Origin of the sequence: Candidatus Thioglobus sp. (assembly GCF_029243085.1) — a bacterium.
Classification (GTDB): Bacteria; Pseudomonadota; Gammaproteobacteria; order PS1; family Pseudothioglobaceae; genus Thioglobus_A.
In genome coordinates, this window is record NZ_JAQWSS010000039.1 from 1 (window position 1) to 12,150 (window position 12,150).

General features: G+C 38.0%; 14 protein-coding genes. 5 read left to right on the top strand and 9 right to left on the bottom strand.

Annotation, left to right across the window (positions count from 1 at the left end):
- On the top strand, nt 1–629 hold a 629-nt coding region (locus P8M52_RS02215), incomplete at its 5' end, for a GTP-binding protein (protein ID WP_300306705.1).
- On the opposite strand, the gene P8M52_RS02220 is transcribed toward P8M52_RS02215, so the two are convergent.
- Nucleotides 626–955, bottom strand: coding sequence for a hypothetical protein (locus P8M52_RS02220; RefSeq protein WP_300306706.1), 330 nt, complete (start codon nt 953–955; stop codon nt 626–628). The two genes, P8M52_RS02215 and P8M52_RS02220, sit on opposite strands and share 4 nt — an antisense overlap.
- Nucleotides 956–2,596 carry a CTP synthase gene (locus tag P8M52_RS02225; RefSeq protein WP_300306707.1) on the bottom strand — a complete coding sequence of 547 codons (1,641 nt, stop codon included), beginning with the start codon at nt 2,594–2,596 and terminating at the stop codon, nt 956–958. It abuts the gene before it with no gap.
- A gap of 80 nt (nt 2,597–2,676) precedes the next feature.
- Between P8M52_RS02225 and msbA the strand changes: the two genes are divergently transcribed.
- Nucleotides 2,677–4,398 carry a lipid A export permease/ATP-binding protein MsbA gene (gene msbA, locus P8M52_RS02230; protein ID WP_300306709.1) on the top strand — a complete coding sequence of 574 codons (1,722 nt, stop codon included), beginning with the start codon at nt 2,677–2,679 and terminating at the stop codon, nt 4,396–4,398.
- Here the strand turns inward: msbA and P8M52_RS02235 are convergent.
- The 7 genes from P8M52_RS02235 to P8M52_RS02270 are packed head-to-tail and all read right to left on the bottom strand — an operon-like array spanning nt 4,395 to nt 10,485.
- The gene (locus P8M52_RS02235; RefSeq protein WP_300306711.1) at nt 4,395–5,777 is read right to left on the bottom strand and encodes an aldehyde dehydrogenase family protein; all 1,383 of its coding nucleotides are present in this window, start codon (nt 5,775–5,777) and stop codon (nt 4,395–4,397) included. The genes msbA and P8M52_RS02235 overlap by 4 nt on opposite strands.
- A gap of 10 nt (nt 5,778–5,787) precedes the next feature.
- Nucleotides 5,788–7,425, bottom strand: a complete 1,638-nt coding sequence (locus P8M52_RS02240) for an acetolactate synthase large subunit (RefSeq protein ID WP_300306713.1) — start codon at nt 7,423–7,425, stop codon at nt 5,788–5,790.
- 56 nt (nt 7,426–7,481) lie between these two features.
- Nucleotides 7,482–8,552, bottom strand: coding sequence for an anthranilate phosphoribosyltransferase (locus P8M52_RS02245; RefSeq protein WP_300306715.1), 1,071 nt, complete (start codon nt 8,550–8,552; stop codon nt 7,482–7,484).
- A gap of 2 nt (nt 8,553–8,554) precedes the next feature.
- Entirely contained in the window at nt 8,555–8,857 is a 303-nt protein-coding gene (locus P8M52_RS02250; protein WP_300306717.1) for a Rieske 2Fe-2S domain-containing protein, read from the bottom strand.
- Nucleotides 8,857–9,462, bottom strand: coding sequence for a transglycosylase SLT domain-containing protein (locus P8M52_RS02255; RefSeq protein ID WP_300306719.1), 606 nt, complete (start codon nt 9,460–9,462; stop codon nt 8,857–8,859). Before P8M52_RS02255 ends, P8M52_RS02250 begins: the two co-directional genes overlap by 1 nt.
- Nucleotides 9,463–9,777, bottom strand: coding sequence for a cold shock domain-containing protein (locus tag P8M52_RS02260; protein WP_363320143.1), 315 nt, complete (start codon nt 9,775–9,777; stop codon nt 9,463–9,465).
- A gap of 57 nt (nt 9,778–9,834) precedes the next feature.
- Nucleotides 9,835–10,485, bottom strand: coding sequence for a thiopurine S-methyltransferase (locus P8M52_RS02270; RefSeq protein ID WP_300306723.1), 651 nt, complete (start codon nt 10,483–10,485; stop codon nt 9,835–9,837).
- A gap of 27 nt (nt 10,486–10,512) precedes the next feature.
- Between P8M52_RS02270 and P8M52_RS02275 the strand changes: the two genes are divergently transcribed.
- The 3 genes from P8M52_RS02275 to P8M52_RS02285 all read left to right on the top strand — a co-directional run.
- Complete coding sequence (locus tag P8M52_RS02275) at nt 10,513–11,013, top strand: redoxin domain-containing protein (protein ID WP_300306725.1); 501 nt, start codon at nt 10,513–10,515, stop codon at nt 11,011–11,013.
- A complete protein-coding gene (gene ung, locus P8M52_RS02280) occupies nt 10,998–11,663 on the top strand; it encodes a uracil-DNA glycosylase (protein WP_300306734.1) in 666 nt (221 codons plus the stop codon). Before P8M52_RS02275 ends, ung begins: the two co-directional genes overlap by 16 nt.
- 2 nt (nt 11,664–11,665) lie before the next feature.
- Nucleotides 11,666–12,150 (top strand): NAD(P)-dependent oxidoreductase (locus P8M52_RS02285; RefSeq protein ID WP_300306728.1); only part of this gene is annotated, 485 nt, incomplete at its 3' end.

Genomic DNA, 12,150 nt, shown 5'->3' on the forward strand with positions numbered 1-12,150 from the left:
GATCCCATGTCGTTATTTTAGTTTTAGATGCTGATGAAGGGGTTACTGAACAAGATGCTACACTTTTAGGCATGATTGCTGATAAAGGTCGTGCTTTATTAATTGTTTTAAACAAATGGGATGGACTTGATGATTATCAAAAGTCTGAAGTTAAACGTAAATTAGACGTTAAATTATCTTTTGTTAATTACGCCAGCGTGCATTACATCTCTGCATTACATGGCTCTGGTGTGGGGAAATTGTTCGCACCGATTATCAAATCTTATAAAAATGCTAGCACACAACATTCAACCTCAACGCTAAATAAAATTTTAGAAGCGGCCAATCATGGTCACCAACCACCTCCGGTTAAAGGAAGGCGTTTAAAAATTAAATACGTCAATCAAACAGATGTATTTCCGCCAACACTTACTTTTCATGGAAACCATCTTCAGAATGTACCAAACGCTTATGACCGTTATTTAAAGAATTTCTTTATCAATGCACTGAAATTAACCAATACACCTCTTAGAATTGAATATAAAAGTGGTGAAAATCCTTTTAAAGATAATAAAAATGAATTGAATGCTAGACAGGTGACTAAAAAACGCCGCTTAATGAAATTTATTAAGCAACGCAAAAAGCGTTAATTAAAACTCAAAGTAGCATTGTTGCGGTTAAGTTTAACGCTGAGTTCGCAGTAGGAATTCTCCAATATCATTGCCTGCGAGGGGTCGTCACTACAAGCACACCCTGAAAGTATTTCGCAAAAAAATACACCGATTTTTAAATGGATTGTTTGCTTGTCAGCTGAGCTGGATAGAATGGTTACACTAATACTATCTTTATCAATTACTCCGCTATGCGTACAGCATGCAAATAACGGCAGGTCATCAAGATTTAATCCACCAAAAGCACGCTTAAAACATTGGGGAAAGTCGTCACTTCCCCAATGTTTTAACGCTTGAGAAAACACTTAAGAAGAAAGTATTAAGTTATGCGCTTCATTGGCAGCATTAACAAAACCTTCAAATAACGGATGCCCATCACGCGGTGTTGAAGTAAATTCTGGATGGAATTGACAAGCAACGAACCATGGATGACCTTTTACTTCAATCATTTCAACTAAGGTGCCATCAATTGATTTTCCTGAAATCACTAGACCGGCTTCCTGTACTTTTTCAATTAAAGTGTTGTTAACTTCATAACGATGGCGATGACGCTCAGTAATCACTGATTCGCCATACACCGATTTAGATAATGTACCTTCAACCAAGCGACACTCTTGACCGCCGAGACGCATCGTACCTCCTAAATCAGAATCTTTATCTCGAGTTTGGGTAGAACCATCTTCATCTTGCCATTCAGTAATAAGACCAACAATTGGGTAAGGTGTATCTTGATTAAATTCTGTACTATTGGCATTAGTCATGCCAGCTACATTGCGGGCATATTCAATAACTGCAACTTGCATACCCAGACAAATGCCTAAATAAGGAATGTTATTTTCACGTGCATATTGCACTGTTGCAATCTTACCCTCAACACCGCGATTACCAAAACCGCCAGGCACCAAAATTGCACTCATTTCTCTCAAACAATCTGTGCCATTTGTTTCAATTTCTTCAGAATCAAAATAATGAATATTGACTTTTGTGCTAGTGTTAATGCCTGCATGCAACAATGCTTCAGATAAGGATTTATATGCTTCTGTTAAGTCAATATACTTACCCACCATAGCAATATCAACACTTGAAGTTGGTGTATTCAATTTTTCAATAACACGATCCCACTCGCTTAAATCGGTTGGCTTGCACTCAAGGTTTAATTTCTTAACAACAACCTCATCTAAACCTTGTTCATGTAAAGCTCGCGGCACTTTATAAATGGTGTCCACATCTAGCGATGTAAAAACAGAATCTGAAGCAACATTAGTAAATAAGGCAATCTTAGCACGCTCTGCTTCTGGCAATGGATGCTCTGAACGGCAAATTAAAATATCTGGCTGAATACCAATACTACGCAATTCTTTCACTGAGTGTTGCGTTGGCTTAGTTTTTAATTCTCCTGCCACCTTTATATAAGGCAACAGAGTAAGGTGTACAAATAAAGTATTATCACGGCCCAGCTCAAGACTCATTTGTCTAATGGCTTCCATAAATGGTAACGATTCGATATCACCTGCTGTACCGCCAATCTCAACCAATGCAACATCTGCACCCTGTGCCCCTGCTTGCGCTAACTCTTTAATTTCATTAGTAATGTGTGGAATAATTTGAACAGTGGCGCCCAGATAATCGCCACGACGTTCACGTTCAATCACATTTTCATAAACTCGTCCAGCAGTAAAGTTATTTTTCTTACCTAAGTGTTGACGAATAAAGCGTTCATAATGCCCTAAATCTAGGTCAGTCTCTGCACCATCATTGGTGACAAAAACTTCACCATGTTGAAATGGACTCATGGTACCCGGATCAACGTTAATATAAGGATCGAGTTTAAGCATGGTCACATTAAGACCACGAGATTCTAGGATAGAAGCTAACGAAGCTGATGCAATTCCCTTACCTAAAGAAGAGACTACACCGCCAGTAATAAAGATGTATTTTGTTGCCATGGAAAAGTAACAAAGTTGAAATGCTTATGATACCCTAAGGCGTTATAATAAGGATCATCAAAATACAAAGTAATTGCAATATGCAGTACAGACAGTTTGTTTCTCGCCTATTTATCTATCTAAAACCACATATAGGCAAGCTTGTCTTTGTATCTGTCATGATGATGCTTGCAACCGCTCTTGAAAGCTCCATTCCAGAAATAACTGGACGCATTGTTGATGATCTATTTGCAAATGATCGTAACTCTCAAACTGCATTTATCTATGCATTCGCATTATTTGGTGTTATTACATTAAGCTCCATTTTTGCTCTCACATCGACTGCTGCCAGCTCTTGGGTGTCCAACAAAGTTATTATGGATTTGCGAGTTGATATGTTTGACAAGCTATTGAAACTACCTAAATCTTACTTTGATAAACACCCAACTGGAAAAACACTTTCAAAACTTACCTTTGATGTCGAACAAATTGCTGCTGCCGCCTCGACTATTTGGCTAGATTTTATTAAATCATCAATGACTGTCATTATTCTCATTGGCTATCTTTTTTATAAAAACTGGCAACTAAGTTTATCGCTAATTGTACTTTTGCCTCTGGTGTACTTCACTGTTAAATTATCCTCTGGTCGAATGCGCAGTGCTAGTAATAAAGTTCAAGATTCCATGGGTAGTATGACTCATTTATTAGATGAGAATATTTCTGCCAATTCATTGGTAAAGATTTACCATGCGCAAAATCAAGAAACTAACAAATTTAACAATCTCATTAAGAATATTCGTCAACAACGATTTAAAGTTGACATGACTGGGGCGCTTAACACTAGCTTTGTTAATATTTTAATTGGTTTATCATTAGGTAGTGTGGTGTACTTTTCCTCAACCTCACTGCAAATGACGGCAGGTGAATTCTTATCATTTTTTACTGCTATGGGCATGCTGGTTAAGCCTGCTAAAAACTTAGTTAACATTAACAAGCCGCTGCAAACTGCTATGGCAGCAGCTGAAAGTGTCTTTGGTCTATTAGATGAAATCGAGGAAAAAAATCAAGGCAAAAAACTTTTAACTAAATCTCAAGGGGCAATTAGCTTTAACAACGTTTCATTTGGTTATTCTGAAGATTCGACAGTTCTTAACAATATTAACCTAGATATCAAATCAGGTGAAACCATTGCATTGGTCGGGTCAACTGGCAGTGGCAAGACAACCATTATTCAACTTATTACCCGTTTTTATTCTCCCTCACAAGGCGCTATTACTATTGATGGGGTTAACATTAAAGATTTAGAAATTGACTCACTAAGATCGCAAATATCTTTTGTGGATCAAAATGTACGTCTATTTAATGATACAGTTAGAGGTAATATTGCTTTAGGGCAATTAGATGCAATGGATGATAAAACTATTGAGCATGCTGCTAATATTGCTAATGCTACTGATTTTATTGAAAAAATGGACGATCAATTTAATACACAAATTGGTGAGGACGGAACCAAGCTTTCGGGCGGACAGCGCCAACGTCTTGCCATTGCTAGAGCTATTGCTAAAGACAGCCCTATTTTAATTTTAGATGAAGCAACATCTGCTCTAGACTCTGCTACTGAAAAACAAGTACAGGCTGCTATTGATGAAATGCAAAAAGATCGCACGACAATTATCATTGCTCACCGCTTATCAACTATTAAAAAGGCCGACCGAATCATTGTATTGCGCCAAGGAAATATTATCGAACAAGGTTCTCACCAGCAATTACTCGAACAAAATGGTGAATATGCTGGCTTATACAACCATCAATTTAAGAATTAATCTTTAATCACCAGCATCTTATGCTCTAGCATATCGCGCATGGAATAACCAATGCCACCAACCCCATAGCCAGAATGCTTGCGTCCAGCAAATGGCATCCAATCCACTCTGAAAGTAGTGTAATCATTTATCATTACTGCAGATGCTTGTAATTTTTTTGCCACATCCATTGCCAAAGACATATCTTGACTAAACACTGCTGACTGAAACGACACGTCTAGACTATTAGCCGCTTCAATAGCTGCGTTAATATTTGAATAGCTATAGATACATACAACAGGTGCAAAAATCTCTTGAGTAGATACTTTGGACTCCTTGGACGGATTTAATAGCACGGTTGGCTCATAGCTTACGGCATTGATTCGTTTACCGCCACACAGTAGTTCGGCACCCTCATCAATCGCTTCATTAACCCAGGTTTCGATCCGATCAGTCTCCTTAGCCGAAATAAGCGGTCCTAAATCTGAATCCTCGTTAGTAGCATCACCCACAACTTGGGTCATGGCAACATGGGCAATTTTTTTCGCCAAATATTCCGCCTTGTCTTTCTGTATATAAACTCTTTGAACAGATACGCAAACTTGGCCAGAATGGTACATACTAGCTTTCACCACGCCACTAACAAAAGCTTCCTCATCCTGACATGAGTCAAATATAAGTGGCGCAACACCTCCGTGTTCCAATGCACAGCGTGTGCCAGGTGCAAGCTTTGACTTTAAATACCAACCTACTTTAGCAGACCCAATAAAACTAAAAAATGCGACACGCGGATCAGTCACTAATGTTTCAGAATTTTCTCGATTGGCTAGTGCGATTTGCACCCAATTTTCGGGTAGTCCGGCTTGAATTATAAGCTTCATCAAATGTAAGCCACACAATGGTGTTGACGATGAAGGTTTAAAAATAACTGGACAGCCCGCTGCAATTGCAGGAATAATTTGATGAATTGCCAAGTTAAGAGGATGATTAAATGCACTAATAGCTACCACCACACCAATAGGCTCTAGAATAGTAAATGCCTTTCTACCTGTACCGGCTTCGGTCAGATCCATTGGCACCTCTTCACCATTAATACTGCGAATTTCAGCAATAGCAATACGAATACCATCAACTGCACGGGTGACTTCAACGCGCGCATCCCTTATCGGCTTACCACCCTCATTGGCAATCAACTGTGAAAATACTTCATGCTCCTTAGCCACTAACACTGATAGCTTCTGCAAAATACTAATTCGTTTAAAAATTGGTAAAGCGCCAGATTGGTGCAACTCATAAGCACGGTCAAGCATGTGCTCAATTGCTGCGCTGTCATGCATAGAAATCTCTTTTAAGGTCACTCCTGTATAGGCTTGTTTGACCACTAATGTATTTTGTGACATAAACCCTCCTTTAATTATCAAATTGCTTTAAATCATCTAGCAATGTTTTGGTATTTTGCGAATAGTCAATGGGTAGATCAATCACATGCACACCGCCTGTTTTAAAAGCATTTTCCAATGTTGGAATCAATTCGTCGCTCGACATTATCCTGTGGCCAATTGCACCATAGCTATCAGCATACTTAACAAAATCAGGATTATTAAAATCTAAGCCAAAGTTTTCTAACCCTTGCCCAATTTGTTTCCATTTAATCATGCCATAACCATTGTCATTGAAAATTAATACAACCAGGTCAAGATTAAGGCGTATTGCCGTCTCTAATTCTTGTGAATTCATCATAAAACCACCATCCCCACAGACAGCTAATGATTGCTTCTCAGGATACATCAAGGCGCAAGCAATCGCAGAAGGTAGACCTGCCCCCATTGTTGCTAAAGCATTATCAAGCAATAAAGTGTTGGGCTGACGCGTATGATAATGACGTGCAAACCATAATTTAAACATGCCATTGTCTAACGAAACAATGCCGTCATCATCTATTACTTTCCGAACGTCAGCCACCACACGCTGCGGCAACATTGGAAATGAAATATCAGCATCTAAAGAATGAATGGCATTTTTAGTGCGTTCACGAATCTTATCAACCCAACTAGTGTCACAAGCAAAACACTCATTTAAATTATCTGTTAGTCGAGTAATAGAGTTGCTAATATCGCCAACCACCTCTACTTGTGGATAATAAATATCTTTAAATTCAGCTGAATAAAAATTTATATGAATCACCTGTTGTTGGTCACCTTGCATGATGAAAGGGGGCTTTTCAACGATATCATGGCCAACATTAATAATTAGATCAGCCTTCTTAATTGCCTCATGTACATAATCTTTTGAAGAAAATGCCGCAGTACCAATAAATTTATCAACATTTCCACTCAGTGCACCCTTACCCATTTGAGTATTGAAAAACAAAATACCTGTCTTTCTTAAAAAATAAGATAGAGGCTCTCTAATGCGCTTTCTATTTGCACCGGCACCAACTAGCAACAAAGGTCTTTTCGCCAATCTAATAACCTCTGCTGCTTTATTAATGGCCTGATCTGTTGCAAAAACACGATGAATAGTTTGTCTAGAGAAAACCGTATCATTCTCCACATCTTCTCTAGCAACATCTTCAGGAAGCTCTATATGAACTGCACCAGGTCGCTCTTCTTCAGCAACTCTAAAGGCGCCACGTACTAGACCAGGAATCTGACGTCCGTAAGAAACCTGATTAGATTCTTTGACCAAAGGCTCCATCATCCGAACAATATCTAACACTTGAAATTTACCTTGTAAGCCTTCTTTAATCGGCTTTTGACCAGTAATAACAACCATTGGCATAGCGCCCAATTGTGCGTAAGCAATAGCAGTAACTAGATTTGTTGCGCCCGGACCCAGTGTCGCTAAACACACACCAGCTCGGCCTGTTAAACGACCGTAAGTTGCCGCCATAAAAGCACCAGCTTGTTCATGTCGAGTAAGGATGAATTTAATGGATGAATGCTTTAAAGAATCCAGAAAATCTAGATTTTCTTCCCCGGGAATGCCAAATATGTATTCAACACCTTCGTTTTCTAGTGCTTTTACAAACAAGTCTGATGCTTTCATATTCCTCTAAGAATGTTTATCCTAGGGTTAGCATACCATACTTTAAACTTTGCTAGTTATCGAAGGCGATTCAACACTTTTCCTGAATCAAGGGCAACTCGAACAAGGTCTGCTGCTGCAGCTAATGAATTCGATTTTTTGGTATGCCACATAACCAGCGATGCTGCCAAAACTAAGCCATCATAGAACATGCCTTTTTCACCCGAAAGTGCTGCCTTTCCCAATCTAACTGTATGCTCTGCTAAAGCTGGAATATCATTATGTACGTCCATTTCAGCTGGAAATGAAATGGCACGCATGTCTTGCTCAATACCTAATGAAGCAGGCTCAATATCGACACGATCCTGCTCTATATCACCTTCATACGATATCATCAAACCTTTTTGGCGTAGAGATGGAATAACACCACCTTCAACACCTCGAATTAACAACGCTGTATCCATTCCAGACGCCTTAACCAAATCAGCGTAAATTGGCGGATAAGGTTTGTGCACATAACCCAAAATAGAGTGTGTCTTTTTGCCACGCAATGGGCCGATTAATGTTTCTACAGTATTAACCACAGTACGCTTCACAATTCGATCACGCAATGACACCATATCGTGCAAACCACTACAATAACTTGCTTGGTCAATATAACTCCAACCGATAGAACTGTCTTCTAATCTCGCCTTGGCTTCAGCTGTTGAATGATCAACACCCAAGCCCATTGCTTGCGCTATATGTCTGTGCGTTAGTCCATATTTAGGACTTACCGCATCAAGGCCATGAATTACTGTTGGTAAACCCAGTTCTGCCAAAACAGCAGGTAAAAATGATGAAATAGGAATAGAGCGATTATAGCCACTATACGGATCACCTAAATCCACTAAGTCTTCAACATTCACTGCTTGTTTGTCACTCTCAGCCAATATTGCTGCCAAGATGCCCTCATTTTCTTCCATAGTTTCACGCTTCATACGTAAAGCAATTAAAAAGATAGCAGATTGGACATCGTCAATCTCGCCTCGCAAAATAGCTTGCATGCCACCCTTAGCCTCTTCAAAATCAATATTCTTACTCAGATCTGGGCCTGTAGCCACACGTTGAATAATGGATTTCATTAGCGCTTGAGAATCTGTACTCATGATTAAACCTCTATATAAATTTCGTTATTTTTTTGCTTAACCGGATAGGTTAGCATATGGTCAACATCATCCTCTGAACTGTCACCAGTATCTAAATCAAAACTATAGCCATGTAATGAGCACTTAACTCGATTACCTTTAAGACAGCCCAAAGTCAACTCGATATCCTCATGAGGACAACGATTTTCAGCACAATACAATTGACCGCCATTTAGAGTGACGAAAAGCTTTAAACCCTCAACTTCAACAGCTACCATTGTGCCTTCTTTAGGTGGCTGATTAAGCACCTTGTACCAACTAGACATTAAAACAATCTCCAAATTCTATTACTATTTAACTCTGCCGAGCATTGTTGCAATTGTTGCTTGTAACGCTTGGCATTGTTATTCACTTTAGTGGCTATCTTTTTCAACCAAGGTTTTTTATTATAAGATTTTTTGTTAAAACCACCATGACCTTCATGATATGCCAAATATTGATGATAGGCATCCGATTTCGAAATACCAGAAAGTTTTGCAGATTGACTGATATACCAAGCAACAAAATCAGCTGCATCATCAAAATCATCACGATCAGCGCTATGATTGCCAGTTTTTAATTGGTACCAATCCCAAGTTTCATCCTTGGCCTGAGCAAAACCATAAGCTGTGGTAGGTCTGAACCAAGGAACCACGCCAAATAATTTTTCTCTTGGTGGTTTTGCATCTGATGCAAAATGTGATTCCTGATACATAATTGCTAACGAGATATGGGCTGGTGCACCATATTTTTTCTCAGCTGCCTTAACTGAATGATACCAACTAACCTCTTCATCCATTAACGTGCAAATATTGTTAACAGTCACTGCGGGTGTTGAAAAACACCCACTTAAAAATAAAGGCAACGCTAAAAGTAAAAGAACTTTTTTCATTTAGCCGGCAACACTTGTAAAAAATACTTTGTAAATAACAACTGCTTGAGCAATGAATAAAATTGCCAAAGCAGCCTTAATTGTGCCATCAGATAAGCCAGTTGTCTTTTTAACCGAAGACATGCTTTGAGTTCGTGCGGATGATTTTAACATTTGAGCACCATCTTCAAGCTCAACATTAATTGCAACCAGACCCTTCTCAGATTCTTCGGAATTAAATATAACGCGCGTGTTTGCTTTTAGGCGCGATTTATTGAAAATATTCTTTTGATGAACAAAATATTTTTTCACCATCATCACCTGTAATAAATCCATACCCTTTGGTGCCAAATTGAGCTACCACGCCTTTAATTTTATTAGCCATTTTTCCTCTTAATTTTTACGCAAACAATAAGTTGCCTTCTCAATATAATCAACATTTTCACGTTGAAACTTAGGTTCGTTCTCTAGGTCATTAAAACATTGTAGTTGTTGACAATCGAACCCGGTTTTATAAAGCAACCACACCTCTTCTTTATTAACAGCAAACGGTGGGCCGCTTATTTGTGATTGCGGATAGTTCAATGTTAACAATAACACCCTGCAACCAGTAGATATTATAGAGTATAAATGTGCCGCATACCTCTCCCTTAATGCTAATGGTAATGCGATTAATGACGCTCTATCGTAAACCGCCACTACTGAGGTTAAATCCAAATAAGTAAGATCAAAATAGTCACCACAATAGATTTGGATATTTGCTGCAGAATAAATGGTAAATTTATCTGATTTTCTAATTGAATAATCTATCTTATTCTCTTCAAAAAACTGCTGAGCTGCAATGTCACTTAACTCTACACCGATAACTTTGTAACCTTGTTTGATCAAATAAAGCATATCTACACTTTTTCCGCATAAAGGAACAAACACTAGATCATTCTTCTTTAAAAATAAACAATCAATAAACTCAATTAATTTAGAATTTGGCTGATCCCGATGCCAACCAATTTTTCCATTTTTCCATCGCTGTATCCAATCAGTCATAGTAATCCTTAAGTTATAATATTCATTATGCAAATTAAACGACCAAGCCGAAAAACCATCATGCAAATGATGATGGTTATTTTAGCCATTTTTATTATTCGCGCCTATCAACAACAAGATCTAACCACAGGTTTAGTGCCAAGTTTTAGTTCTCAAACCTTAAGTGGCGAAGTAATAAGCTCCAATCCAATGCCTGATCAAGGGGTTTTAATACATTTTTGGGCAACTTGGTGTCCAGTATGCAAGTTAGAAAATGATAACATTCAGGCTATTTCAAAAGATTACAAAGTGCTTAATATTGCCATTCAATCAGGTTCTGACTTAGAACTTCAAACTTATGCCGAAGATAACAATATGCAACTAGATAATCTCATCAATGATCAATCTGGTTCAATCTCTAAAATGTTTGGTGTTAAAGGTACGCCCAGTAGTTTCTTTATTAATCCAAAAGGCCGAATTCAATTTACTGAAGTAGGTTACGTAACCACTCTGGGTTATCGTTTACGATTGTGGTGGGCAGGACTATAAATAATGACTGGTCTAGTCATCTAGACCCTTTATTTAAACGTGACTCTTTTCATCGCTTATTAGACTTTATAAGTTATCAAAAACGCAACAACATTACGATTTTTCCGCCTGAAAATCAAATCTTTAAGGCTTTTGAACTTAGTAGCTTTGCTAAGACTAAAGTGGTTATTGTTGGGCAAGACCCTTACCATAATATTCATCAAGCTCATGGCCTAAGCTTCTCTGTACCAGATGATGTCAAAATCCCGCCCTCTTTAGCCAACATTTATAAAGAACTAGAATCAGACTTAAATATTAGCCCTAATAATAGTGGTAATCTGGAAAGATGGGCCAAGCAAGGTGTTTTACTACTTAACAGCAGTCTAACTGTAGAAAAAAACTCACCAGGATCTCACACAAAGACACCATGGGTTGAGTTTACTGAATCAGTCATTCATTTATTGAGCAATCATAAACAAAATCTAGTATTTATTTTATGGGGTTCGTATGCTCAACAAAAGACCGAATTGATTGATACAGATAAGCATTTGGTATTAACCGCATCCCACCCTTCTCCATTTTCTGCTTATAAGGGTTTTTTTGGTTGTAAACATTTCTCTAAAACCAATGAATATCTTAAAATGAACAATTTACAACAAATCAACTGGTAGTTATGAAATTAATAATCGATGATGCATGTTATGCGTACAACGAAATCTTCTCACAATTTGGTGACATTATTGCCATCCCTGGTCGAGACATAGATGCCGATTCTGTAAAAGATGCTGATATATTAATAGTGCGTTCACGCACCAAAGTCAATCAAAAACTGCTTAAAAATAGTACAATTAAATTTGTAGGGTCTACAGTTGCAGGACTTGATCATGTAGATCAAAAATATCTTGCAGACAATAATATTGAATTTTTCTCAGCACAAGGTTGCAATTCTATGGCGGTTGCTGAATTTGTTATTGGTACTATTATTAATCTTGCAAACAAACACGATTTTAACTACCAAAATAAAACACTTGGTATTATTGGCGTTGGCAATGTTGGCTCAAGATTAGCTGCAAAAGCAGATTTACTAGGTATTAAAACTCTTTTAAATGATCCTGTTCGCCAAATTAATGAAAATTTACCAAATTTTGTAGATCTTGA